This window comes from Enterococcus sp. AZ194 (assembly GCF_051713825.1).
In the GTDB taxonomy this organism is placed as follows: domain Bacteria; phylum Bacillota; class Bacilli; order Lactobacillales; family Enterococcaceae; genus Enterococcus_K.
The window spans coordinates 2,005,956-2,031,068 of record NZ_JBIOQR010000001.1; the positions used below are offsets into that span (position 1 = coordinate 2,005,956).

General features: G+C 38.4%; 24 protein-coding genes. 2 read left to right on the forward strand and 22 right to left on the reverse strand.

The annotated features are described in order from the left end of the window. Positions 1–7 precede the first annotated feature (7 nt). The 8 genes from IGI37_RS09250 to IGI37_RS09285 all read right to left on the reverse strand — a co-directional run bounded on the left by IGI37_RS09250 (position 8) and on the right by IGI37_RS09285 (position 9,313). The gene (locus IGI37_RS09250) at positions 8–1,720 is read right to left on the reverse strand and encodes a SpaH/EbpB family LPXTG-anchored major pilin (RefSeq protein ID WP_438761394.1); all 1,713 of its coding nucleotides are present in this window, start codon (positions 1,718–1,720) and stop codon (positions 8–10) included. 549 nt (positions 1,721–2,269) lie between these two features. After that, positions 2,270–3,358 (reverse strand): tyrosine-type recombinase/integrase, encoded by a 1,089-nt coding sequence (locus tag IGI37_RS09255; protein ID WP_438761395.1) that lies wholly within the window; start codon positions 3,356–3,358, stop codon positions 2,270–2,272. Positions 3,359–3,819: 461 nt separating this feature from the next. After that, a complete protein-coding gene (lepB, locus tag IGI37_RS09260) occupies positions 3,820–4,371 on the reverse strand; it encodes a signal peptidase I (RefSeq protein ID WP_438761397.1) in 552 nt (183 codons plus the stop codon). A 70-nt stretch (positions 4,372–4,441) separates the two neighbouring features. Further along, positions 4,442–5,878: a S41 family peptidase gene (locus tag IGI37_RS09265; RefSeq protein WP_438761398.1), complete on the reverse strand. Its 1,437-nt coding sequence runs from the start codon at positions 5,876–5,878 to the stop codon at positions 4,442–4,444. A gap of 431 nt (positions 5,879–6,309) precedes the next feature. Further along, entirely contained in the window at positions 6,310–6,534 is a 225-nt protein-coding gene (locus IGI37_RS09270; RefSeq protein ID WP_438761400.1) for a YozE family protein, read from the reverse strand. A 65-nt stretch (positions 6,535–6,599) separates the two neighbouring features. Beyond that, on the reverse strand, positions 6,600–7,334 hold the full coding sequence (locus tag IGI37_RS09275) for a YpmS family protein (protein WP_438761401.1): 735 nt from the start codon (positions 7,332–7,334) through the stop codon (positions 6,600–6,602). After that, a complete protein-coding gene (locus IGI37_RS09280; protein ID WP_438761403.1) occupies positions 7,335–8,234 on the reverse strand; it encodes an SGNH/GDSL hydrolase family protein in 900 nt (299 codons plus the stop codon). It lies immediately after the preceding gene. 236 nt (positions 8,235–8,470) lie between these two features. Continuing rightward, positions 8,471–9,313 carry a DegV family protein gene (locus IGI37_RS09285; protein ID WP_438761405.1) on the reverse strand — a complete coding sequence of 281 codons (843 nt, stop codon included), beginning with the start codon at positions 9,311–9,313 and terminating at the stop codon, positions 8,471–8,473. Positions 9,314–9,450: 137 nt separating this feature from the next. Here IGI37_RS09285 and trhA point away from each other — a divergent pair, with 137 nt between their 5' ends. Then, positions 9,451–10,104: a PAQR family membrane homeostasis protein TrhA gene (gene trhA, locus IGI37_RS09290; protein ID WP_438761406.1), complete on the forward strand. Its 654-nt coding sequence runs from the start codon at positions 9,451–9,453 to the stop codon at positions 10,102–10,104. Positions 10,105–10,183: 79 nt separating this feature from the next. Here trhA and IGI37_RS09295 read toward each other — a convergent pair whose 3' ends face one another. The 11 genes from IGI37_RS09295 to IGI37_RS09345 all read right to left on the reverse strand — a co-directional run bounded on the left by IGI37_RS09295 (position 10,184) and on the right by IGI37_RS09345 (position 20,479). After that, the gene (locus tag IGI37_RS09295; RefSeq protein WP_438761407.1) at positions 10,184–10,714 is read right to left on the reverse strand and encodes a dihydrofolate reductase; all 531 of its coding nucleotides are present in this window, start codon (positions 10,712–10,714) and stop codon (positions 10,184–10,186) included. A gap of 21 nt (positions 10,715–10,735) precedes the next feature. Further along, positions 10,736–11,683 carry a thymidylate synthase gene (locus IGI37_RS09300; protein WP_438761409.1) on the reverse strand — a complete coding sequence of 316 codons (948 nt, stop codon included), beginning with the start codon at positions 11,681–11,683 and terminating at the stop codon, positions 10,736–10,738. A gap of 15 nt (positions 11,684–11,698) precedes the next feature. Beyond that, positions 11,699–13,582 carry an ABC-F family ATP-binding cassette domain-containing protein gene (locus IGI37_RS09305; protein ID WP_438761411.1) on the reverse strand — a complete coding sequence of 628 codons (1,884 nt, stop codon included), beginning with the start codon at positions 13,580–13,582 and terminating at the stop codon, positions 11,699–11,701. 217 nt (positions 13,583–13,799) lie between these two features. Next, positions 13,800–15,887, reverse strand: coding sequence for a cation:proton antiporter (locus IGI37_RS09310; RefSeq protein WP_438761412.1), 2,088 nt, complete (start codon positions 15,885–15,887; stop codon positions 13,800–13,802). 5 nt (positions 15,888–15,892) lie between these two features. Continuing rightward, positions 15,893–16,174 carry a hypothetical protein gene (locus tag IGI37_RS09315; RefSeq protein WP_438761413.1) on the reverse strand — a complete coding sequence of 94 codons (282 nt, stop codon included), beginning with the start codon at positions 16,172–16,174 and terminating at the stop codon, positions 15,893–15,895. Positions 16,175–16,418: 244 nt separating this feature from the next. Beyond that, complete coding sequence (locus IGI37_RS09320; protein WP_438761415.1) at positions 16,419–17,000, reverse strand: MarR family winged helix-turn-helix transcriptional regulator; 582 nt, start codon at positions 16,998–17,000, stop codon at positions 16,419–16,421. 188 nt (positions 17,001–17,188) lie between these two features. Then, positions 17,189–17,644: a hypothetical protein gene (locus tag IGI37_RS09325; RefSeq protein ID WP_438761417.1), complete on the reverse strand. Its 456-nt coding sequence runs from the start codon at positions 17,642–17,644 to the stop codon at positions 17,189–17,191. Between the two features lie 86 nt (positions 17,645–17,730). After that, positions 17,731–18,135 (reverse strand): thioesterase family protein, encoded by a 405-nt coding sequence (locus IGI37_RS09330; protein ID WP_438761419.1) that lies wholly within the window; start codon positions 18,133–18,135, stop codon positions 17,731–17,733. Positions 18,136–18,148: 13 nt separating this feature from the next. Then, positions 18,149–19,351, reverse strand: a complete 1,203-nt coding sequence (locus tag IGI37_RS09335; protein ID WP_438761420.1) for a CCA tRNA nucleotidyltransferase — start codon at positions 19,349–19,351, stop codon at positions 18,149–18,151. Beyond that, the gene (gene dapB, locus IGI37_RS09340) at positions 19,348–20,136 is read right to left on the reverse strand and encodes a 4-hydroxy-tetrahydrodipicolinate reductase (RefSeq protein ID WP_438761421.1); all 789 of its coding nucleotides are present in this window, start codon (positions 20,134–20,136) and stop codon (positions 19,348–19,350) included. Before dapB ends, IGI37_RS09335 begins: the two co-directional genes overlap by 4 nt. Beyond that, entirely contained in the window at positions 20,129–20,479 is a 351-nt protein-coding gene (locus IGI37_RS09345; RefSeq protein WP_438761423.1) for a nucleotide pyrophosphohydrolase, read from the reverse strand. The genes dapB and IGI37_RS09345 overlap by 8 nt, the downstream gene beginning before the upstream one ends. 243 nt (positions 20,480–20,722) lie before the next feature. On the opposite strand from IGI37_RS09345, the gene IGI37_RS09350 reads away from it, so the two are divergent. Then, positions 20,723–21,598, forward strand: coding sequence for a YitT family protein (locus tag IGI37_RS09350; protein ID WP_438763623.1), 876 nt, complete (start codon positions 20,723–20,725; stop codon positions 21,596–21,598). Between the two features lie 417 nt (positions 21,599–22,015). Here the strand turns inward: IGI37_RS09350 and IGI37_RS09355 are convergent, their stop codons facing one another. The 3 genes from IGI37_RS09355 to IGI37_RS09365 are packed head-to-tail and all read right to left on the reverse strand — an operon-like array spanning position 22,016 to position 24,911. Beyond that, a complete protein-coding gene (locus tag IGI37_RS09355) occupies positions 22,016–22,585 on the reverse strand; it encodes a YpiB family protein (protein WP_438763624.1) in 570 nt (189 codons plus the stop codon). A gap of 9 nt (positions 22,586–22,594) precedes the next feature. Next, positions 22,595–23,851 (reverse strand): tetratricopeptide repeat protein, encoded by a 1,257-nt coding sequence (locus IGI37_RS09360; RefSeq protein WP_438761424.1) that lies wholly within the window; start codon positions 23,849–23,851, stop codon positions 22,595–22,597. Next, positions 23,838–24,911, reverse strand: a complete 1,074-nt coding sequence (locus IGI37_RS09365; RefSeq protein ID WP_438761426.1) for a hypothetical protein — start codon at positions 24,909–24,911, stop codon at positions 23,838–23,840. Before IGI37_RS09365 ends, IGI37_RS09360 begins: the two co-directional genes overlap by 14 nt. Positions 24,912–25,113: the final 202 nt, after the last annotated feature.

Genomic DNA, 25,113 nt, shown 5'->3' on the forward strand with positions numbered 1-25,113 from the left:
TTCTCACCTAAGCTTTGCGACGTTTCTTGTCAATCATAATCGCTACGGTACCAACAGTGATTGCACCTAAGGCAATGGCCACAAGAAGCGTCGTTCCTTCGCCCCCAGTAAATGGCAAGTCTGTTTTACGTTTATCAACAATGTTTAATTCAATGGTATCGTCTTTTTCTGTGGTTAAGTCAACGGTCACTTCGACAGGTTCTTTCAATAACTCATAACCTTCTGGGGCTTTGGTTTCCACTACCCAATACTTACGACTGACTTCATCGTCTTGAACATAGTTATCCGAATTCGCATCGGTCCAGTCAAGTGCTAATCCATCAAAGGCCGCAAGACCATCCTCATCAGATGTCGCTTTAATCAATTGTACACCTGGAGGTAATGTTGCATCTTTTTCATAAGCTTTACCATCAGTCGCGATAAATTTCCCAGCTTCTGCATCTTCTTTTGTTAAGGCAATCATGAATTCAGCATCTTTTAAGACGGCTTTTGTATCTTCCCCTGTTTTCTTAATATCAAATCCACCTGTGTAATATTTTGGTTGTGTTAATGGAGGTGGGGTAACTGTTTTTGGTGTTTGACCAGGAATTTGATAATTCACAGTAAAGTTATTGTCTAAGATGCCGTTCCAATTTTCCGCAACCGTTGCCGTGAAGACGGTACGAATGTCTGTATACCCATTCGCTGCTGTCCCAACTTTTTCTAACCCAGCTCTTGTTAACGCTGTTTTTAAGGTTCTGCTTGGTGCATCATAAGAAACAGTGTAGTCTGTAGGATCCAAATCAATCCATGTTCCCGTATCCCCCACTCGGACTTGCATTTTTGCGCTGTTGTCTTTGTAGATTAATTTTTCATTTAGAACATCGGTCATAGAGAAGTTTGGTTGTAACAGTGAGCTATCGTCTGGATCCACAATGATAATTGGATCGCCCGCAGTGATACTCACGGTGCGTTCAACTGTGCCGTCTGCCTTCAACACGTCTACGGGACCTGTTTGTGCAGCGATTTGCCATAACCCGGCAGGAACCTTCGCTGCAAGCTCCCACTGAAATTCTTGTCCTGCGTGCACAGAATCCCCTTTTAAGTCGTTGATCGTTTTATCAGGATTAACCAAACTTTCTAAGATATTTTTTGGTTGTACCTGCACATCGTAGATTAATTTCCCTGTATCTTGACGATTCGTTTGTGGAACATACACGAAGAATGGATCTGCCGGTGTACCAATTTTCTTGCCATCAGTTGCATCCAAGTCTGTGCCTGTCCGGTCATCTGGCAACTCAGTGATTAAGTAAATTCCGTCGTTCGCGCGACCAATTCCTAATTCAATAACTGCTTTTCCAAATGAGTCGGTTGTAATCGTTTGTGCTGGGAAAGTTGGATCAATCGTGTAGTGTTCGTCTACTCGTTGTTCCCTTGGATTCGTTAACGATTTATCTCCTACAGGTTTTACACGTTCTACTTTAAATTTGATTCCAGGGATGATGTCTTTATCAACATCTACTTTGGTTCCATCTCCACGGTCCCCTAATTCAGAGGCATCTCTGACTTGGTATTTCCAAATAGTAATTGAACGATTTGAGAATGTGTCCGCAATCGCATCTGCAGAAATATCCTCTGCTTGAGCAACCAATACGCTTCCGATTGGCGCAAACCCTACTGCTGTGAATAAAGTTGTCGCAACAACTGCTTTTGTAAGTATGTTCTTCTTTTTGTTTTTCATTTTTTTGCTCCCTTACTTAACCTATAATCGGTCTCCTGATTTTTTTCATTGTCAAAACTAGGATGTATGTATTTCTTTATTTCTTGTCTAAAACTAGATTCAGTTGAATCTCTATACTGATAGTTTCCCATTATTCTGTGACGATCATCCCGTCCCACGAAAAATTTCTCAGACCTCCTTTTCTATATAAATCCTGGATTATTTGTTTGAATCAAGTGTTTGATCCCCATCTCTTTACTTGATTAATATGAGAAAATCACTATAGTAAAGACAGTCCATTTCTTTCCTAGAAGTATCTATTCCAAGAAAAGGCCTGAACCATTGATAAACAAAGGGTTTCTAAACTGATTGACGGCTTACCTGACGGCTCATAGAACGTACCGATGAAGGAATAGTTCTTCCTAAAACCCAAAAGAAAACCTTTTCATTTGTTGACTTGCTCAAAAAATACGAATCGTTATATTAAACAGCGTAAAGAAGTTGATTGGCTTAAATCCAAAAAATACCAATCGTTTTAATAACTAGAGTTTCATAAATTAATGGTCTTTTTTATTTCAGTCTACTGACCCATTTTTTTCGCTGCGCCATCAATGAATCGGTGTAGATGTCGAGTGTCATCTTGACTGATTGATGTCCCAGCAAAGAGCTAACGGAAGCAATATCTGCGCCTAACTCCAACAGACGAGTCGCGAAGGTATGGCGTAGTTGATGAAAATGAATCATGGGTAATTTCAGTTTGTTTATAATTTTTTTGAATTGATAGGTTAATGTTCGCGGTTCAAAGTAACGCCCTTTTCTTCCGACAACATAGTCACTTGTTCGTTTTTTATTTTTTAATAGACGCAAGATTTTTTCATTAAGGGGAACTGTACGATAGGAAGCAGAGCTCTTAACGAAACCTTCATGAATCACTGTTTGTGAAGACTGTTGTTCATTAAAAATTCGTTGAAGTGTTCGTGTCACAGTAATTTCTTTTTTCTCGAAGTTAATGTCTTGCCATTTTAGCGCACTAATCTCACCAATGCGTAGACCTGTATGCAGAGCCAACAAGATCGGCAAGCCGTTTTCTGACTGTTGGGCTTCTTTTTCTAAGAGCGCTTGTTCTTTTTCCGACAACGCTCGAATCTTCTTTTTGATAGAAAAAGGATAATGTAAGCCTTGGAAAAGACGGTCATAGAAAGGATTGGTCAGTCCCGAACTTTTAATCGCACTTTTAAAAATCTGAACAATTGTCCGAATTGTCGTGACGGAAAGTTCTTTTTCTGTCAGTTGATCGATCAATTGTTGGAGATGCGTTTTTGTTAGACGATTTATAGGCAGCTCACCAAGATAAGGAAGAATGTATCGCTCCATCTTATATTTATAGCTTGAATAGGTGGAAGCTTTTACTTGGCGATTGAGCTCTTTTGACAACCACTTGTGAATCAATTGAGCGACTGTTTCGTTTCTATCATCAGAAACCACTATCAAATTGTTATACAGTCGTTTTTTCTCCGAGAGACTCTCTCTGATTTCTCGAAAGGATTTTGCATAAACATAACCATAATAGATGCGACCGTTTGAGTAGCGTCCTTTAATGTACCGACCTTCCCAACGTCCATCTTTTCGTTTATAAATGTTTTCTCCTCTGCGTGCCACGATATACTCCCTTTCTGACGGCTTATTTGACGGTTTAAAAAAACTAAGATAACGATAAGTGAACAAAACGAAGCCCTATCACTCATTTATCTGAAATATAAATGTTGTTATTGACATTTTTTTCAGAATCATCTATTCTTAATTTAGGATTATTTTATGAGTTTACTCACTATCCATACGTTTTTTAAACCGTCATTTCTTGGAATAGATACTTCCAAGAATTTTTTTATTACTTGACAATCTCTAAATTACCCTAGATATTTTATTTAGAACATGCCCTATTTCGATGATTCCAACAAATCTTCTTTCCTCAATTTACCTATCTCCCATCATATTCCTAATCAGTTGCAAATAAGAGAAAAAATAGTGTCCTCCACTTAAAGTTTTTTAAAAAACTTCAGCACATAACAAAAAAGCGCATGCCTCATCAATTGTTTGATGGACACATACGCCATTGTTTTTCATGAAATTTTCTTTATTTTATTAAATGGATAATACACAAATTGTGCCTTGCCAAAAATATCTTGGCTTGTGACAATACCAAACGAACGACTGTCCTTTGATACTCTTCGGTTATCACCTAGTACAAAATAACTATCCTCGGGTAACTCTTTCATTCCAAGTAAGTTTTTTAAAGTAAAATTTGTTGTATAGGGTGCGGTTTCCTTGGTATCTGATTCTTCTTTTTGTAAGAAAGGCTCAGCGACCTTTTCACCGTTAATATATAATTGATCTTCTTTATATTCGATGCTGTCACCTGGAAGACCAATCACTCGTTTAATATAGGTATTCCCATCTGACAGTTGAAAGAGAACTACGTCAAACCTTTTAACAGGGGTGATTTTCTCCATGACAATCATATCCCCTTGTTTCAGAGTCCCTTCCATCGAATTTCCTTCTACTTCAATTGGAATTAATAAAAAACCTCGAATCAAAAACACCATTGCCACAGCAATTATTGTATATCGTATAATTAACCATAACTGTTCAAAAATTCGCCGTCTTCTCTCCATACTAATCCCTCATTTTTCAGTGTCTACCTTTATTATATGAAATATTGGTCTAGATTGCGAACAATTCTTTCTATTCTTTTAATTTATCAAGTGCTTTGTGATAGGCTGTATCATTTTCTTTAAGCAATTGCCGCATATCGGCCTCTAGTGCTGTCGCCGTTTTCCCATCAACTTCCCCTGTTTCAGGTAATTGACTTTTTTTCTGGAAATCACGCACAGCCGATTCTGTTTTTTCATCAAAGATTTGGCCTTCCGTTTGATAGCCTAGTGCTTTAAGAAATTTATTCATATTTTCAACTACTTCTGACCCATCGCCTTTTTTCAAGGTTTTTTCACGAGAAATGGGACTTAGTAGATACTCTTTTGGATAATCCGCTTCAATGGTCGGCTCAATTCCTTTTTTATGAATCCATTTTCCTGAAGGTGTCAGCCACTTCATAACCGTCAGCTTCAATTCGCTCTTATCATCGATACCATGAACCGTCTGAACAGTTCCTTTCCCATATGTTTTCGTCCCGATTAAAGGAATATCTGCTGACTCATTTAAGGCTGTCGCAAAAATTTCTGATGCAGAAGCACTATAGCCATCAACTAACAGAACAACTGGTTCAGTGACTTTAAAGCCTTTATCTAACTTTTTATCTGCGACTGTTTCTGATTTGTTCCCTTTTTTATCAGAAAATTGGACAATCGTTTTGCCGTCTTTTAAGAACATACTTGACATCTCTTCCACTTGGTCGAGTAATCCCCCTGTGTTCCCACGTAAATCAATGACAAAGGACGTTGCACCGTCTTTTCTCAAAGATTGAATCATTTCCTTCAACTCATACGCTGTATTTTCACCAAATGTTAAGATTTGAATAGAACCGATTGACTTATTTTTCTCATCAATTGCCCCTTTGACCGACTCTTGAGGAATCGTATCTCTCTTTAGTGTGACATCAAAGGTTTCTTTTCCTCGTTGGATACTCAGTGTCACCTCTGTGCCTTTTTTCCCGCGAATGGTACTAACTACCTCAGTTAGTGTCTTACCAGCTGTACTTTTTCCATCAACCTTTGCAATAATATCTTCAGCAGTTAATCCCGCTTTTTCAGCAGGGCTGCCTTTAATCGGTGCTTCAGCAATTGTTGGATGGTCATCCATTAATGTAACCACGGCACCGATTCCTTCAAATGTGCTTGCTAAACTATCGGTTAGATTATCAGCCTCTTCATTGTTTAAATAGCTTGAAAAAGGATCATCTAACGCTTCTGTCATCCCTTTTATAGCCCCTTCAATTAGGTCATCCTTATCCACCTTTTCGACATAATTATCCATGATTTCATCATAAAGTGCGTAGACCTTTTTTAAATCTCCTGTTTCATTGGCTTTTTGAACGGCTTCTTGTTTTTCAGCCAAACGAATTTCTTTTTGAACGATGTAGACGCCACCGCCACTGATTATCCCTACACAAATAAGGGAAATGATATATCTATTAAAACTAATAAACTGATTATGTTTCGACATCTGATATCCTCCTGTTCAAACGACTCTATCGGTAATTGCAACTGTCAAAATAGTACCATGTAAACACTCGAAGTAAAAGCCTTGCTTCATTTATTGAAAAAATCTAGGCTCTTTTATTAAAAATCCCAAAAAGAACAGTCAGATCCGTCAAATTCCAAAAAACTATTAGAAAACTTTGACTAGTGCTAAATTAAAGGATGCGAAATGTTCCATTTCACTTCTATCGCACTACGCTCACCATTCTACTAATAGGCCTATATAAGTAGAACTGGCTGCTAGAGCCTTTTAAAGGTCTGCGAACTGGAACAGTTCGCCTTATCGCTCCGCGCATACCATCCCACTAGATGGTCCTACAAAAGTGGGACTGGCAAAGTGGAACTGGCAAAAAGACTCAGGGCTGACTGATTACAGCTTCCTGAATCTTTTGGTTGTTATAATTGGTTATTTTCAAGATATTTTTCCCAGGTCTTGTCAAAGACATCCATGCTTGATAGATAATCCACACTAATCTCCAAGTAAGAAGACAACTCTTCATAATCCTCTGACTGCTTCGGAAATTGAATATCATGACTCACATCATTGGCAAAATTCATCTCCGCATTCTGTCTATCTGGTCCTCGTAAGGTCATTAAATAATGATAAAAACTTCGTCTCATCTTTTCCTCCAACTGTCGCCATTCCCTAGAAACATTCTTACACCATTTCTAAATAAATCGCGGACTTACTGCGCATCTTCTTTCTTACTGTCATCTGGTAAATATAAACTAACACTGATTGAATCGTCAATCAAATTAATTTGGTCTGCTTTCAGATACATCCCGTTTTGCATTTGGAATTGATCCAATCGTATGAGAACTGTCTGCTCACTTGAATCGACTTCGACCCATTTGGGTAGTTTAAAATTCTTCTTCACCATATTCATCACGTCTTTAATTGGTAAGCCTAATGTCCCAACTGATATGCTTTTCGCTTTCAGCTGAACATTGCCATCTTCCATTACATAGGGCTCAAAATACAGATAAAAATTTACTGGAACGCCCAAAATTTTGAACTCACCATTTAATAAGGCCTCATTTTCTAAAGAAAATGAGTACTTCACATCTGTATCCTTTTGAAAATCGGTTAAATAAAAATCAATCAGCTCATTGACCTTTTCTTTTTTGGTATTAATCGTCAACACGGGCTCACCTTTTCGTTCGACGACTGCCGCCTTGTCATACGTAGGTTCTCGTAAGGAGAAGACTCGACTAGCTAAAAAGATACCCGACCCCAGAACGATCCCCACCAAAATTAAGAACGCTAGCTTCCAGTAATTTTTTGGTTTGACCTCTTTTGGCGTCACATTCTTTTCTTTCGAGGGAGTCTTTTGCCCACTACTTTTTTTAGCCTCTTTTTGTTCGTCTATTTTTGTTTCTGATGTTTTCTCAACCGTTGTTGATTTTTTGTTATTATCCATTTATTTAGCCTCTTTTTCTAGCCATTTTGATTCTGTTTTTGCTAATTCTTCTGTGACCGCATTGGCCATCAGCTGATACCCTAAATTATTAGGATGAAAATGATCTTCTTCATACAACACATTATTTTTGACGGTGTTCAAATTATCATCCGAGTTCGTTGTGGTATCACTGGTACTCGTTTCAACCCCCACTTGATTGTTGTAGCCCTTATACAACAAGTCGTTAATCGGTATAAAGTAGCTGTTTCCTTCTTCATTGACGGCGGCTTCCGTCTTATCATTCCAATTATCAATAATCGTTTGCATGTCAGTTATATCTGGGAAATTCAAATAAAAGGGATTATAAATTCCTAGAACATAAATCGGAACAGTCGCATTCAACTCCCTGATTTCAGAAAGAATCTCTGTCACGCGTTCTTGATACTCCGTTGAAGGCTTTTCAAAGGTTTTGATCGATAAGCCGAAGATGTTTGATTGAATGACTTTCATTAAATCATTTCCTCCAACCGTAACACTGACGATTGACGAAGTTTGAATGTTCTCTCGCAATGAATCATCTTCTTTTAACCGTTTTAAAATTTGGTCGCTGCGTTCACCACCGATACCAAAATTATCTATTTCAACTGAGGTCAATTGATAATTTTCTTTCAGTTTATTGGCCACTAATGGGACAAAGCCCCCTTGTTTGGTTTGATCACCTACACCTTCTGTCAACGAATCACCGACTGCGGTGTAGTGGATTTTCTCTTTTGTTGTTGATTCAGCTGCCGTTCTCCCTTGACTAGCAATCAGTACAGGCTCAGCTTTTGGTATGACCGCTGATAAACCGACATACATAAAAAGTGCTACGCCACCTGATAAAAGGATTGGCAAACCAATTTTTTTTACTCTCGCGTCCATGTGTTCACGTCCATTCACTTGTTAACATTTTCATTATAGTAGCAAAAATACACACAAAAAGGTAGTTATTCTAAAAAAACATTCACAATAAAGGCTGGAATTTATGACTTTCTTTAAACCAACGTTCATCAAATTCACAAAATGAAAACCAACAGATAAAGGGTTGTGATGTTAGCCGAACTGACTGACATCACAACCACCCTTTGATTTTATTCTAGTTTCTCCGTTATTATGCCCTAATCCGTGTAGTACATAATCGCAAATGCACCTTTTCCTGTATGTGTCGCAATGACAGGATTGGTATGTAATACATGAATGGTCATGTCTGGAAATAATTCTTGTAATCCCGCTTTAAACTCATTAACAATCGCTAATCCATCTGCATGAGAAATCCCAATTTGACGAACATTTCCTAATTTACTAAGCTCTGTTTTCAGCTCGCTAAACCACTTACTAAAGGTTTTAGAGCCCCGGCCTTTTGCTACAGGAATTAATTCTGCGTGATCGAAATCCATCACAACACGCATATTAAAAATATTAGATAAAAGACCTGTCGTACGGCTGATTCTACCACCCTTAACTAGATTGTTCAGTGTCGAAATACCGATAAATAACTTCGTATGGTCATGAACATCTTGAATCGCTTCTAAAATCTCTGGAACATCTGCGCCACTTTGGGCAAGTTCAGCCGCTCGAATCACTTGAAAAGATAATCCTTGGTCTGTGAACTCACTATCAATTACTGTCACTTCAGTTTGTGACATATTACCTGCTTGACGAGCGGCTTCAACCGTCCCACTCAAACCCTTAGTCATGTGGATTGAAATGACTTTACTGCCATCTTTTCCTAACTCATCATACAACTCGACAAACTCGCCAATTGGTGGTTGGCTTGTCTTAGGCAAAGTTGCCGCCTTTTCCATCATATCCATGAATTTTTCGCCACTCAATGTTTCATCATCCCGATACATCACGCCGTCAATCATAATTGACAGTGGCATCACATGAATATTTAAATCCTCACAAATAGATTTCTCCATTGTACAAGAAGAATCAGTTACAATTTTTACATTTTTCATAAGCTTTATCACTCTTTCTTTAACAAGCTACCTCATTTCGTGTTAGAATACACTAGAAGGTATTTATTCTGTTTTCAGTATAACAGAGAAAAAAATTTTTTTCATCAAATTAAATTTAAACAAAGGATGGTGATTGTATGGAAAAAATTCAATTCAGTCGCAAATATTTGATTGTCAATGAAGTTTTAAACGCGGTAACTCACGGAATTGGTGCTGGCCTCAGTATAGCTGGACTTGTGTTTCTAATCATTAAAGGCGCACGTTTAGGCTCTGCACTCCCTGTCGTTTCTTATTGCTTATATGGAAGTACATTAATTTTGTTATTTTTAAGCTCAACCCTTTTCCACAGTCTTATTTTCACGAAAGCCAAAAAAGTTTTTCAAGTCTTTGACCATAGCTCCATCTTTCTTTTAATTGCTGGTAGCTACACGCCATTTTGTTTACTGAGCGTAAAAGGTTGGCTAGGTTGGACACTTTTTGCTTTGATTTGGGTATTAGCTATTTGTGGCGTCGTTTACAAATCTTTAACCTTACATAAAAAGCAAACCGTCTCCAAAATATCAACTATCATTTACATCATCATGGGCTGGCTTTGTTTAATTGCCGCAAAACCCCTGTATGATTCTTTAGGACCTGTTGGCATTACGTTGTTAGTTCTTGGCGGTGTTTCTTATACCCTTGGTGCAGCCTTCTACAGTTTAAAAGGCGTTCGTTTTATGCACGTAGTTTGGCATCTATTTGTTATGTTAGGCGCTGGTTTTATGTATTTCTCTATTCTTTTCTTTACTTAAGCAAAAAAAGCAAATAAGTTGAAATTCGCTTCTCTCATCAGCGAATTTCAGCTTATTTTTTGACTTATTTAGCAACTGTCTACAGTCCACCGTATTCTTCAGGAGCAGCTTTTTCTAATTGATCACTTCTATGGTACGTCTCAAATTGATACGGATAAAGATTTTTTTCATCCTGCACACCCTCACTCAAATCAATCAACGACCACTTGTCCCAGTCAACCTCAGGAAAATAAGTATCTCCTTCAAACGCATGCTGAATCACCGTTCGATAAAGGATCGTACAATGGGGTAGAAATTCTTTATAAATCATCGAGCCCCCTGCCACAAAAGTAATCCCTTCAAACTCTCGAGCATATACCAAAACTTCCTCTAGATTGTGCATCACATCGACACCCTCAGCACGGTAATCGGCATCATGGGTTAGAACAATCGTCTTTCTGTTAGGTAACGGGCGACCACCCATCCCTTCAAAGGTTTTTCTACCCATAATTAGCGTATTACTTTCGGTCATCTGCTTAAAAAACTTTAAGTCACTCGGCAGATGCCAAGGAAGCTTATCCTGTTTCCCAATTAATCCATTTTCATCTTGTGCCCAAATAGCTGCTAACATAAAAACTCCTTTTCTCGACTGCTAGACTGCAATCGGTGCTTTTATTGTTGGATGAGGTTGATAATTCTCAACCTTAATATCTTCCATCTCAAAATCAAAAATAGATTTTTTCTCCGTATTTAAGACAAGTGTTGGCAACTCTCTAACGTCACGAGACAATTGCTCTTTCATTTGCTCAAAATGGTTCGTATATAGATGAGCATCCCCTAATGTATGAATAAATTCACCCACAGCAAGTCCTGCCTCATGCGCAATCAAGTGTGTTAATAAAGCATAACTAGCAATATTAAAAGGAACTCCTAAAAAGACATCCGCACTTCTTTGATACAACTGACAACTTAATTTCCCCTCATTAACATAAAACTGGAACATTGTATGACAAGGAGGTAACGCCATGGTCGGCACATCTTCAGGGTTCCAAGCAGACACAATCAAACGTCTAGAATTAGGATTAGTTTTTATCATCTCGATGACTTCTTTGATTTGATCAATAAAGCCGCCGTCCTTTGTTTCCCAATGACGCCACTGATAACCATAGATATGACCTAAATCGCCATGCTTTTGTGCGAAGGCTTCATCATCGACAATCTTTTGGCAAAAATCAGCCAATTCTTTTTGATACGCTTCATTAAAGGCTTCATCAACCAAACTACGACGGCCAAAATCAGTCATATCAGGCCCCTGATAGTCTTCACTTTGAATGTAGCGTTCAAAAGCCCATTCATCCCAAATATGGTTCTTGTGTTGTAGTAGAAAACGAATATTGGTATCTCCATGTAAAAACCAGAGCAGCTCACTCTTAATCAGACCAAAAGGCACTCTTTTTGTTGTCAAAAGCGGGAAGCCTTTCGCCAAATCAAATCGAAGTTGATAACCAAACAAACTATTCGTGCCCGTGCCTGTTCGATCTCCTTTAAAATTGCCTTCTTCAATCAACTTTTTACCTAGTTTTAAGTATGCTTGTTCCATGCAATATTCCTCCTCTTAATTATCAAATTCACTCAAATATTCCCATCTATCCATTCTTTCTTCCAACAACTGCTCACTACTATCAATCTCTTTTTGCAATTCCTGTAGTCGAGTAAAATTGTCACCTTGATGATTCATTTCTTCATTTAGTTCATCAATTTTAAGCTCAAGCGCCGCGATGTCCTCTTCAATAGTCGCCCACTCTTTTTGTTCCATGTATGACATCTTTTTCTTTTTCGTTTCATTTTGAGGAGCTGAGACTACTTTTTTCTCTTTTTGTTCCGTCGCTTCTTGTGCTTCATTCGCCAATAAATAGTCACTCATATTGCCAAAGTAAGCATCAATCACTCCGTGGCCTTTAAAGACGAGTAGCTTGTTCACTACCTTATCCAGGAAGTAACGATCATGAGAGACGGTAATCACTGCTCCAGGGAACGTCCGAAAATAATCCTCTAAAATCGTCAATGTTGCTATATCTAAATCATTGGTCGGTTCATCTAATAATAAGACATTTGGTTGCTGAACGAGCAATTTTAGTAAGTACAATCGCCGTTTTTCACCACCAGACAACTTCCCAATAGTGGTTCCATGCATAAACCGTGGAAATAAGAAGCGCTCCAACATCTCCGCCACACCAATCTGAACGCCATCTGTTTGTTTGACTTGTTCAGCCGCTTCTTGAAGATAAGCAATCATTCGCTGATTTGGATCCATTTCTTCGTTTTGTTGCGTATAATACGCTAAGTTGACGGTCTCACCAATTGAGTACAGGCCACTAGTCAAGGTCAATCGTCCTGCCAGAATATTCAGTAAGGTTGACTTTCCAGCTCCGTTTTGTCCAGTTATTCCTAAACGTTCTCTTGACTGTATCAACAAATTAAACTCGTTTAAAATAGTCAGGTCGTCAATCGAATACGTGCCATCTTTAATCTCTAAAACCTTTTTCCCAAGCCTTTGTGTCGCAATAGATAACTCAATATCCCCATCTGTTTGAACCTGATAAAGATTTTCCTTCAGATCATTAAAGCGATTAATCCTCGCTTGTTGTTTGGTTCCTCGTGCTTGAACGCCGGCTCTCATCCAAGCCAACTCTTGTTTGTAGAGGCTTTTGCGTTTCTCCTCTTGTTCCACATTGACTCGGTCACGTTCTGCTTTTTCTAAGACATAAGCTTCATAATTTCCTTTATACTCATATAATTTACCAAACGACAGCTCAAAAATGCGTGTTGTCACACGATCTAAGAAATATCGGTCATGTGTCACCATCACAACGGCGCCTCGATAGTTATTCAAATAATTTTCTAGCCACTGAATAGCCGCATAATCCAAATGGTTGGTCGGTTCATCCAGCAAAAGCAAGTCTGGTTCATCAATTAATACTTGCGCTAGACTCACCCGTTTTTTCTGTCCGCCAGAAAGCTCGCCAATCTTTTTATCCAAATCAGAAATACCTAATCTTTGTAGAATAATTTTGGCATTAGTATCTGTCAACCAGGCATCCTCTTTGTTCATAGCCTCTTCAGCCTGCGCATATTTTTTTTGGACTTGAGGGTTATCTCCTTGCTGGTTCAATTGAATCAGCGCCTCTTCATATCGTTTCACCACTTGAAGTACTGGGCTATTCCCTTTGAACACAGCCTCTAATACCGTCAATGCCGGTTCAAATTCTTTGTCTTGAGAAAGATAGCCCATTCGATAATCTGTTGGATAAAAAAGATGTGCACTATCCCCATCCCCATTATCTTCACCAGCAAGAATTTTTAAAAGGCTCGATTTCCCTGTTCCATTCGTGCCAATTAAACCGACACGATCCTTTTCATGAATGAGAAACGAAATTTGGTCAAATAAGGTCTTTTCTCCATAAGTTTTCGTTAACTCGTTGACTTTAAATTCTTTCACTCGCCCAGTTCCCTTCTCATTTCTTTCTCGCACATTGTACCATAAAAACGCACGAACAAACACTCTTCATTTTTTGAAAAAACAAAAAGACCACCGAATTTCTTGAGGTATACTGACTGCTAGGAGTTAGATTTTTAGTCTAACTTCTGGCAGTCACCACAAGAGATATTCGTCAGTCTTTATTACAACATAAAGTTTCTTTCATTTATAAGTATATTTATTTATCTTGTGATTGATTGGCAGGAATTTTACTCCCTTTCAAAGTCAATCGCATCGGTTTGGATTCATCAATCTTGTTGACTGAATAGGATTCTAACAAATTCACTCTTTGGCGATAAACATTGGCTAAATACGTACTTACGTCCCCAGCGACTTCGTGTTCGTCAATAATTTTTCGTTCCAAATAGTAGCCTCGTAATAGTTCTTTTTCATAAAGTGTATCCTGTTGAATCATGAAGGTCGAAAAGAAAGTTCCCTGTTCAAGCTTGTTGGTTGATTCAACCCGTTCTTCCACAAAATGTTCAATCAATTGATCATCATAAACATCTTGTAAGTTCTCTAAACTCTCTAAAATTAGTTGCGTATTTTGTATGTAGACTTCTTTTACTTCCGCCATATCCAAATCGTTTAATGGTAACCTGATTCCCTGTTGTCGTTTTCTTTCCCAAAACATTTTTGGGTGAAGAACAATTCGAATCAGGCGATTACCCACGATTAACCAAAAACCAATAAATGACAAGATTTGTCGCGTAATAGAATTTTCAAACCTTGTGATAAAGCGAGAATAAAAACGATACCCATTCGGACTAATTTTATGGTCTCTAAAACTTGTATCCAGTCCATCTTTTTCAATTGATAACATCAGCGCTTGTAACTCTTGAACCTCTTGTTGTGCACTATCGCTTAACTGTTCGGTATAAGCATCTTGCAGTCGCTCTTGATAGTTCTCAATCACCGCTTCAACAGCCGTCCGTTCCTTATCCGTCAAATCCTTTGTGATAATATCCGATCGAAGCTCAGCTATCACTTCTTTAAGTATCAGAATCAATCCCTGCTCTTGGGTCTCCTCTTCCTCATCACTGGCAAGCCATGGTAAGACAATTACACCCACCACGAGTGTCACCAAAATCACACAAGCCGTGATAAACAAGATCAATGACCGTTCAGGGAAATTTTCTCCATTAATTGTGATAGGTAGAATAAAAGCCGTCGCCAAGCTGACTGTTCCTTTGACTCCACCAAATGTCAATAACAACACTTCATTGAGCTGTGTTTTATAATTTTTAACCCCATCTTTAATCAGGTAAAAAACGGAAATGTAAGCAAAACGTAAAACGAATAACATCGTTGCTATCACCAAGACAATCAATAATAGATAGGTATTTGGATACAAATCACTCGCCCATATTGGTGAAAAAACTTGCGATAATTCAATTCCTAAGAATAAAAAGACTAAAGCATTTAATGTAAACACTAACGTCGACCAAAAGCTTTCCGAGACATTAGACAATTCAGCGTCAAACAAGGTGATTTTTCTAAACCCAAACGACTGAAGAACACCCGCTACTACTGCTGAAATAATCCCAGATACACCAATGTGCTCAGCTAAAACGTACGCCAAGAAAGGCAACAATAAATCAATTAATAAATAGCCTGTCACATCACGGGCAGACGCTCGCTCAATCAATTGAATCACTTGACGCTTAATCCAAACAAGAACGAATCCCGTCACCGCTCCACCAATGCTTGAGACCACTAATATAGCTGTCGCATTTAAAGCAGAGAAACTCCCTGTCAATAATGCAGCTACAGCAAACTGAAAAGCCGTTACGCCTGAAGCATCATTCAGTAAGCCTTCCCCTTTTAAAATATTCATTGCTTTTTTAGGAATGTTAATTCGACCAGATAACGACATCACAGCCACCGCATCTGTCGGCCCTAACGCAGCACCAAAGGCAAAACAAGCAGCCAATGGTAAAGCTGGTAGCAAGAAGGATAACGTCAAGCCAACACCAAATAAGGTCAAAATCACCCCACCAAAGGCTAGAAATAAAATTGTCCCAAAGTTTCGCATAATCGAAGGAATATCTGCTTCCTCTCCCTCACGAAAAAGTAAAGGGGCGATAATCATAATCAAAAATATTTCTGGTTCAAAGGTAATTGAGGCACCTATCTCGGTCATCCCAATTAAAATTCCTAAGCCAATTTGAATTAACGGCAACGGAATTGAGGGCATAATCCGACTAACTACATTAGAAAACGTAATAGCTAATGCAAAAACAATTAATAATTCGATAAATTCCAATAGCATCAACTCCTATTCTTTACGTCATATAGAATTTTTAAGAATTGTTCTTTCTTTTGAATAATACGTTCTTCAATCTCAGAAAGCTGCGTATTGTCGTGCTCACATGCCATTTGCGCGCGGCGAGCTTCCAAGCGTAGTAGTTCTCGCTTAATTCGCTCTCCATGACGATAAGCCAAAAGGTTCTTTTGCTTCAATAAACGTTTTAATTCTTTACGTTCTATTGGAGACATTGCTTCATATTTTTCTTTTAATTGTTGCTTGCGCATTTCAAATTCGCTGGTCATTTTTTTCTCCTTTTATGCAATTCCTTCGAAAGGAAATGATAAATAATAGTAAGTAACATCTATTGTTATACTACAAAACATCGTTTAGCGCAAAGGGAGTTGTCTTAATTTTGGCTTTTCCACCAGAATATTAAGAATTATGTTTCTATTGCTTACTGTTTCCCTTACCGAACAAAACAATAATCACTTCATTCACATAGAACAAGTGATTATTGTTTTTATTACTCTCTACAAAAAGGTTTACCTAGAAATCTCTCTCATAAGAATGTGGATAGACATCATGATGGTGTGGTCTTCTTGGGCCAAATGGGCCACCCCCATGATGTCCGCGAGGGCCGCCATGTCCGCCGCCAAAATGTCTTATAAACTCTTTGCGCTCATCTTCATCACCATTGCCAACTTTTTCTTCCAACTCTTCTATCAATCGCTCGAAAAAGTCGACTAGCTGTTCTTGCTCCTCTTCATTAAAAATAGAAAACAAATCTGTTCCAAAATGAGGCTGCTCGGTCATTCTTTTAGCCTCTTCTTGGCCCTTTTCCGTTAAAGAAACCAGCATCACCCGACGATCCTCCTCTGAAGCCGTTCGTGTAATCCACTCCTGCTTCTCCATCTTCCCTAACAACTCTCCAATTGACTGTGGCCGAACGCCTAAAATAAAAGCCAAATCTTTTTGAGAAATAGACTCCTTCATCCCTAAAATCATCAGAATTCGTCCTTGTCCATGATGCGGATCCATCTGACCTTGTTTTCCCATCTCTCTATGCATATAACGTCTCATCAACGACTGAGTTTCCATAAACTTTTGTGGTAATTCTTGTTTTGCCATACTCTTCATTCCTTCACATTTTAATAAGGTACCTTTCATAAATGAATAATACAGGTACCTTACTAAAAAGTCAACCATTATTATTCAAGTACCTTACTTTTTTTGCATTTACTTTGAACATAAAAAAACTCCTAGCGAAGAGGCAGCCTTTCAACTGTTCCGCTTCGACTAAGAGTCATTTCTAACTTTTATTCAAAATGATTACCGTAGACATCATCCACCGTTTGAGTTGGGTCAATAACGATATACAAGCTCTTTGTTTTTTCGCTTTCTTTCGTTGATTGATAGATATTATCCAATCCGTCTGTATCTTTATCTTTGTATGGGAAGTAAATTAAATCTGGCGTTCCAGAACGATATAAGATTTCCATACGTTCAATATCTTCATATTTTAATGCACGTGAAAACATTCCTGACTCTAATCCACCTAAGTTGATATCATGCGTTGTTACATGATCTCCTTCTTGGAAGATTTCAATTTTAAATCCGGCACATGGATGAATTTCAACGAATTCGCTACCATTAATACGACCAAAACTTGTAGTAATTTGTTTAATCCACAAGTCCCCTATGTAGCGACGTTCGATTGTCCAAGTCTCACCGTTACGGAAATAAAATTTTAACGCTGTCATTTCTCTAGCCATAATGATTCTCCTCACTAAATTATATTTATTCTAATATAGTGTAGCATAACTTCCAAAACTGGTCACAGATTAGTTCTTATTTTAGACTAATTTTTTTTTAAGAATTGTTCTATTTGGACTTTTACTCGCTGGTGTGTCCCCTCTGAAATGAGTGTCTCTTCCATAAATACGTGAAAGGAAAAGTCAAAAGACCGTAACTGATTAGCTTTCTCAATTAGCTTCACTTCGACTCGTATCTCTTGACCAACCTTTGAGGGCCGTCGATGAGACAATTGAAGATTGGTTCCTACAGTTGTTTCCCCGCTTAAAACGTACCCCTTACCTTTCAAATAATTCATACAAGTATTTTCGATCATCGCAGCCAACGCTGGCGTCGCTAACACTTCAAGCTCACCTGAACCTACAGCCCGTGCCGTTTGTGTTTCTTCGACAGTAAATATTTGGCTTGAAAAATTCTCTTCACGATTCATCGGTTCCTCAAAATTAACCATCCTTGCCACCTTCTTATAATTGTTCTTTTGCGTAGGTTAATAGAACTTGCTTGTCATTAAGAAGCTCACCGTTCACAACCGCCATCTCACAGGCTCGGATTGTCTGGCTGAGCCATTTCCCTGGACTTTTATCCAAAAATTGCATCAACTCATTGCCGTTAACCTCAAGCTCACTTAACGAATGGATAGATAGATTGTCACTCAATTCTTTTGTCTCAGCCATTCGTGCTTCTTGTCCATAATAGATAAGTAATTCTTCCACAGCCAAACTTTTGTCTAACCCAAGTTCATAGACCGTCATTTTATCCCACCAAGCAGCCTTTCTCTTAGATAATCCCCAAAGAAGCTGTTGTGTTTCTTGAATCGTTTGATTCGAACATTTCCATTTTTTTAAGAAACTAGCTACCTCTTTTGCAGGAGTTTCAAACGTATCCAGTAATAACGCCCAAGCCTGGCTCTCTGTAGGAATCGGTTGTTCAGGTAACTCAGAAAATTTCAGCAAGGCCTCACCCATCGCTCTAAATCCTGGGCAATACTGATAACATTCCGTCTCAAAAAAAGCGCGAATACTTGAATTGCGATAATCGCCAAGTAATAATTTAATAAATTCAATATGAATTCTTTCTATAGAAATTTTCTCCAATAACGTATGATTTTCTTTAATCGCAGTTAAGGTATTGAATTCAAGCTCAAAGCCTAATTGACTCACAAACCGCAGACCACGCATCATCCGTAAGGCATCCTCATGAAACCGCTCATGAGGATTACCGACTGCTCGCAATGTCCGATTTTCCAAATCAGATAAGCCGTCAAACAAGTCAACAATCTCCCCGTTCTCACGTAACGCCAACGCATTGATGGTAAAATCGCGACGCTTTAAATCTTCTTCTAATGAACGTACGAATTGAACCTTGTCTGGCCGGCGAAAATCTTGATAGGTCGACTCCGTTCGAAACGTCGTAATCTCATACTGACTCTCTTCTGTTAGAACGAGCACAGTTCCATGTTCAATACCAACATCAATGGTTCGAGCAAAGAGCGCTTTTATCTCAGCTGGAAAAGCACTTGTTGCGATATCAACGTCATGGATTGGGTGATTAAGCAACACATCGCGAACGCTACCTCCAACAAAATACGCCTCAAACCCTGCCTCTTCAATTTTTTTTATGACAGGAATTGCCTGAATAAATTCCTCTGGTAAAGTCGTCAATTTCATAGTAAATTTTCCAACCCGTACACAAGCTCATTTCTTTCCATGACTTCCTTACAACCAAGCGCTACACCACCCATAAATGAGCTTCTATCATAGGAATCATGACGAATTGTTAATCCTTCACCGATGCCGCCAAATTGAACTTGTTGGTGGGCAATTAGACCTGGCAAACGAACGCTATGAATACGCATGCCATCATAATCAGCCCCACGCGCCCCTTGTAATGTTTCCACTTCATCTAGATGCCCTTGTTTTTTTGGTTCTCTTACTTGACTAATCATTTCAGCCGTTTTGATAGCCGTCCCACTCGGTGCATCCAATTTATTATCATGATGCAGCTCAATAATTTCAACATCTGGGAAAAACTTTGCCGCTTTTTTAGAAAACTCCATCATCAAAACCGCGCCAATCGCAAAATTAGGAGCAATCAAACCTCCTGTCTTTTTTTCTTTTGACAAATTGGTTAAAAATGAGATATCTGCTTCTGAAAACCCAGTCGTTCCAACCACTGGACAAATTCGATTCTCTAGGGCAAACTGTGTATGCTCAAGAGCAAACTCTGGCATAGTAAAATCAATCCAAACATCCGGTTGACTTGATAACAGTGTCTCTTTATCTGTAAATATCGGCACATCGACTTGCGCATATTCTGGAAACTCACTTAGATTTTTCTTTTGTTCTAATGGATCTAACACACCCACTAATTCAAACGTTTCATTTGCTAAAACCATCTTGGTAGCCGTGCTCCCCATTCTTCCATTAAATCCTGCGACAACAATTTTAATCATGTGTTTTCCCATCCTTTCTTTCAAAACGAAACTTATCTCGCTGGTTAAACTTTGCCATATTTTTTTCATACACTTCCGTCAAATCAATAGCTAAAGAATTGGCCATAACCATCGTAACAAATAAAACATCGCCCAACTCTTCTGCTACGGTATTCTCTTTTTCTGTCATTTTCTTTGGTTTCTCACCATAATAATGATTCACTTCACGGGCTAACTCCCCGACCTCTTCAGTTAAGCGGGCCATCTGAGAAAGTGGTGAAAAGTACCCTGCTTTAAACTGTTGAATGTATTCATCTACTTCTTTTTGCATAGACGCTAATGTTCGTGTCTGCTTGTTATCCACTTAAGTCACCTCATTCATTTCTCTTATTCATTATCTTAACAAATTCTCAGAATAATTCCTAGAATAATCGCAGTTGGCTTCTCATTGTTAAAATCAAGAATTCGTGATAAATTGGTACTTGGAGAGCCTAGACAAAACTTCAGTTGGCTTTTGGTCTGTTTTTTTCAGAGTCACTACTCATCACTTGTTTTACAACATTTTTCTACCTTAACAGAAAGTTGGTGTTTCAGTTTGAATCGCAAAATGTTTTTTAAAGATATTCCCTTAATTTTGATTGGCACAAGTATCTACGCGTTTGGTTTGGTCAACTTAAATATCGCCAATCACTTAGCAGAAGGTGGCGTGTCCGGGATTACACTGATATTATATGCCTTATTCAAATTTGATCCCGCTTACTCAACCTTACTCATTAATATTCCCTTAATCATCATCGGTGGGAAGATTTTAGGCCGACGTTCGTTGGTTTATACCATTATTGGAACATTTTCTTTATCGGCCTTTTTATATATTTGGCAACGAATCCCCGTAGAAATCAATCTACAACATGACCTTTTAATAGTCTCCTTACTCGCAGGTCTTTTGGCCGGCATTGGCAGTGGCTTAGTCTACAAAGTCGGTGGAACTACTGGAGGAAGCGATATTGTCGCTCGGATTCTAGAAAAAAATCACGGCATCTCGATGGGGCGTTCTCTGTTTGCCTTAGATGTCCTCGTACTTCTTCTTTCTTTAACTTACATTGACTTACAACGAATGATGTACACACTCATCGTTTCCTATGTCTTTAGCCGGGTGATTGATTCCATACTAGATGGTGGTTACTCTGCAAAAGGACTATTAATCGTCTCAAATCACAGTGAAGAAATCGCCCCCATCCTCATGACCACACTCGAACGTGGCGTTACCTTTTTACAAGGAGAAGGTGGATTTTCTGGCGCAGAAAAACGGATTATCTATATCGTTGTCAGCGCAAGAGAGATTTCTGAAATCAAACGAATTGTCCATGAGTTTGATACAACTGCCTTTATCTCCGTCTTAAATGTACACGAAGTTGAAGGAGAAGGATTTACGTATCTCAAACCTCAATCAAGCTTTCTAAAACGAGCAAAAAACAAAACTTAAGCCATTTCAAAATCCAATAAAAAGAAAAAACGCCAGCTACTAGCTCTAATTGTCTAAAAATCTGACATATAGCTAATAGTTGGCGATTTATTTCCTTCAAAAAGGCTGGAGAAACGATAGGTACAAAAGCCACTCCGATCTCATCAATCTCTAAAGGTGAAACACCTTAAGAATTGAAGGACTCCGATCTCATCAATCTCTAAAGGCGGAACACCTTAAGAATTGAAGGACTCCGATCTCATCAATCTCTAAAGGTGAAACACCTTAAGAATTGAAGGATTCCGCTCTCAACAACTTCTACGCAGATCACATGCTAGAGTTGAAGGTCTCCGGTGCTGTAAAACACAACGAAGCATGAGTTGATATGCACAGTCCCTACTTTGGTTCTCGGAGTGAAACACTGTTGTCCCACCCTTTTTATTGGTTTGACTGTAATGATTGTTCCGTGGATAAAAGCATCAATTGGTTGACTTCATCAGACAATTCCAAGAAAACCTCTTCATCACCTTTTTCTAATGCAAGATCAATCTGACTATAAAGTAGACTCAACTTGGCTTGTCGTTGTTCTTCTTCAAAAAATTCATCAAGCTCTTCCACAAGCTCAGGGTCAACCCGTTCATTCCATTTGGCAAAAGGATTATCCTCTATAATCGATAAAAATTCACTGGTTTGCCATGCCTCATCAAATAGACATTCCAAATACAACGGCTCTTTCCAATTCAACCTGATTTCATGAAACGCTTGATCGCTATCAGTAAAAGATTGCCCATCAATATATAACTCAATAGGCTCCCCTTCTTGATTGACATCCCGAATTTGTAGACCCCTCTTTGTTTTATTTGCGGCTTCAACAAAATGCACATTGTTTAATATCGCATCATGATTCGCAAGATAATTCAAAATCCACAACACTTCACGACGGTTAAACGTACCGTGATTAACAAACCAATTCAAAAACTTCTTTTTTTGTTGAACATCAATAAACATATTTTTCACCTATCTCTCTAAATCATCAAGGACAGACTGTACTTCCAAATCTCCTGGTTCATGATGTAAATAATGTGTTAATAGTTCTTTTGCTAATTGCACTTTGCCTTCTTCTCTTAAGAAGAAACCATACTCTTTTAAGAATTCAGCTTCATGTTGTAATTCTTGGAAAGCTTGCTCATAGTACACAGCAGCCAATGAAAATTCTTCTAGTTGGTTATAGGCATGCGCTAGATTCCAGGCAGCGTATGGGTGGTCTTTTTCTTCCATTTTTTCCAATGTATCGATTACTTCTTGGAAACGCTCCTCCGTCAAATACAGATTGCTTAACGTCAACAAGGTTTCATCTTGTTTCTCACCTAACTCCAAAGCTTTTAACAAATACTCTTCAGCGCCCAACACATCATGCAAACGAAAGGCATTCTCAGAAGCGAAATGATACAATTCCACCTGATAAGGGTTTTCTTTGAGTCCTTCTGCAATCACTTCACTTGCCTCTTCAAGCAATTCCTCTTCTTGTAGAGCCTCTGCTAAATATAGATAAAGCGACTGATATTGCGGATTTAAAACACGTAACTGTTGCAAATAGTAAATGGCCTTCTCATTTTCTTTCAATTGAATATAGGTGAAGGCTAACTGGAACAGACGATCATCGGTTTGTTCTTCATCTAAAGCTGTCTCCAAATGACTCACCGCCTCTTCAAATTCACCCACCATACTATAGGCCGAACCAATTCGTTCTTCAATCGAAATAGATAGCCCCTCTGAAATATCACTATTCAATAGAATTTTGTATAACTCAATCGCTTCAATAAAACGATTCGTGGAAAAATACAGCTCTGCCAAAGCAAACTGAATCAAAGGCTCATCTGGCAATATCTCAGCGGCTTCTTTTAATTTGGCTTCACTTACTTCAGGGATATCCAGTACTTGATACAAATCAGCTGTCACTAACAAACTTTGTGGATAGCTATCACTCGCCTTATCCACTCGTTCCAAATACTCGAATGCTTCATCTATCTGGTTATTTTCAATCGCGATTTCGGCTAGCGGAATATTTAAACCATCCGACTCAGGATACGCCAACAGTAACTTCTCAAAAATTTCTTTGGCTTCTTCTAAAAAACCTAATGACAATAATTCTTCACCTAATTCGACTAAAACATCTCCGTCATCATTTTTTAGTGCTTCAACAAGCATCAATTGCGCTTCAGCTAAATCTTCGTTAGCTAATGCAGCTAACATTTTTTCACTATATGTTTTCATGTGACTCTCCTTTTATCTTGTGCACAATATTTTGATAGGACTCTAAAGTTTTTAATAACTCTTTTTCAGTCGGTATCTGGTGTTCTTTTATTATACCGATTTTTTCCAAAACCACTATCTTTTTGCTTTTTTTCCCTAATCGAAGTACTTGTTCCACATAGGTACTAATCAGTAGTTCCTCTGGTAGAGCAATTGGAAACCCTAAATAATCCAACCACACAAGAAAATTCCTATAATTAAAATTAAGCGAGGCAATCTCATCATTCCACTTTAGATGAAGCAAAACCCCTAGTAAACGTTTCATATGATCCGACAATAAATGCCCAGAAGGAATCTGGTAAAAAGCTTGTTCAAACAGCTGTCCATACGTTTCAATTGACTCACTATCTTCTTCGTAATAATTAAGTAGCGAATCAATCAAGCCATTAAACGACTGACTCATCAGCTTTTTTTGATTGGGGTAATTCTTATACAATAATTTCAGAAACTCATGATCGCAAACAATCCCACATTGAAGGAACCAGAGTAAATCCACCATTTTGCCGTCTGATTGACTATTCGTTAACGTTTGATCAAACACAATTTGTGTAGCCAACCCTGGCAATTCCATCACTGCACGATAATTAGCCTTCTCAATCGGATTCGAGACAGTTAAAGCTTTAGCCAATGACCGAATCGACACAGGCAAACACCATAACTCCCCATTTAAAACTGTAACTTTTTGGAAGAACCCAGTTAACTTCATGACCCCTTCGTTTCCAAATGCCACAAACAAATACTCTGCTTCTTGAGGAAATCTTGCCGCATAATTTAATAAGCCTGTTAGCTCATCCAAATTATTACAATGCGCGCTATTGGTACAAATATACCAATCGACTTCAGTGTAACCCGAAAACAGCTGTAATAATTTCTGGGAAAAACGATCATAGTAACGCTGATTGGTGACGATGACCACATGTTTTTCTTTATATGCTTCATGTTTTAGTTGTGTTGCAAACATTTCGCCATAAACCACACGACACTGATACCTATTTTTCCTATAGATTCGCTCCATCATCATCGCCCCTTCTCTTTCATTCTACCATTAATTTTCTCATTTATATAAGAAATCACCTGTAAAAGCTTAGCAAAATTGGAAATTTTTATCCTTTGTATCAAAAAAAAGGATGGAACAGAAGTGTTTCACTCCGAGAACCGGGTAGGTACTGTGCAACATCAACTCATGCTTCGTTGTGTTTTACAGCACCGATTAGGTACTGTGC

Excerpts from the sequence above, each read along its gene's own strand:
- IGI37_RS09250 (WP_438761394.1), bottom strand. The coding sequence starts at position 1,720 with ATGAAAAACAAAAAGAAGAACATACTTACAAAAGCAGTTGTTGCGACA.
- lepB (WP_438761397.1), bottom strand. The coding sequence starts at position 4,371 with ATGGAGAGAAGACGGCGAATTTTTGAACAGTTATGGTTAATTATACGA.
- IGI37_RS09265 (WP_438761398.1), bottom strand. The coding sequence starts at position 5,878 with ATGTCGAAACATAATCAGTTTATTAGTTTTAATAGATATATCATTTCC.
- IGI37_RS09270 (WP_438761400.1), bottom strand. The coding sequence starts at position 6,534 with ATGAGACGAAGTTTTTATCATTATTTAATGACCTTACGAGGACCAGAT.
- IGI37_RS09275 (WP_438761401.1), bottom strand. The coding sequence starts at position 7,334 with ATGGATAATAACAAAAAATCAACAACGGTTGAGAAAACATCAGAAACA.
- IGI37_RS09280 (WP_438761403.1), bottom strand. The coding sequence starts at position 8,234 with ATGGACGCGAGAGTAAAAAAAATTGGTTTGCCAATCCTTTTATCAGGT.
- IGI37_RS09285 (WP_438761405.1), bottom strand. The coding sequence starts at position 9,313 with ATGAAAAATGTAAAAATTGTAACTGATTCTTCTTGTACAATGGAGAAA.
- trhA (WP_438761406.1), top strand. The coding sequence starts at position 9,451 with ATGGAAAAAATTCAATTCAGTCGCAAATATTTGATTGTCAATGAAGTT.
- IGI37_RS09295 (WP_438761407.1), bottom strand. The coding sequence starts at position 10,714 with ATGTTAGCAGCTATTTGGGCACAAGATGAAAATGGATTAATTGGGAAA.
- IGI37_RS09300 (WP_438761409.1), bottom strand. The coding sequence starts at position 11,683 with ATGGAACAAGCATACTTAAAACTAGGTAAAAAGTTGATTGAAGAAGGC.
- IGI37_RS09315 (WP_438761413.1), bottom strand. The coding sequence starts at position 16,174 with ATGACCAGCGAATTTGAAATGCGCAAGCAACAATTAAAAGAAAAATAT.
- IGI37_RS09320 (WP_438761415.1), bottom strand. The coding sequence starts at position 17,000 with ATGGCAAAACAAGAATTACCACAAAAGTTTATGGAAACTCAGTCGTTG.
- IGI37_RS09325 (WP_438761417.1), bottom strand. The coding sequence starts at position 17,644 with ATGGCTAGAGAAATGACAGCGTTAAAATTTTATTTCCGTAACGGTGAG.
- IGI37_RS09330 (WP_438761419.1), bottom strand. The coding sequence starts at position 18,135 with ATGGTTAATTTTGAGGAACCGATGAATCGTGAAGAGAATTTTTCAAGC.
- IGI37_RS09335 (WP_438761420.1), bottom strand. The coding sequence starts at position 19,351 with ATGAAATTGACGACTTTACCAGAGGAATTTATTCAGGCAATTCCTGTC.
- dapB (WP_438761421.1), bottom strand. The coding sequence starts at position 20,136 with ATGATTAAAATTGTTGTCGCAGGATTTAATGGAAGAATGGGGAGCACG.
- IGI37_RS09350 (WP_438763623.1), top strand. The coding sequence starts at position 20,723 with ATGTTTTTTAAAGATATTCCCTTAATTTTGATTGGCACAAGTATCTAC.
- IGI37_RS09355 (WP_438763624.1), bottom strand. The coding sequence starts at position 22,585 with ATGTTTATTGATGTTCAACAAAAAAAGAAGTTTTTGAATTGGTTTGTT.
- IGI37_RS09360 (WP_438761424.1), bottom strand. The coding sequence starts at position 23,851 with ATGAAAACATATAGTGAAAAAATGTTAGCTGCATTAGCTAACGAAGAT.
- IGI37_RS09365 (WP_438761426.1), bottom strand. The coding sequence starts at position 24,911 with ATGATGATGGAGCGAATCTATAGGAAAAATAGGTATCAGTGTCGTGTG.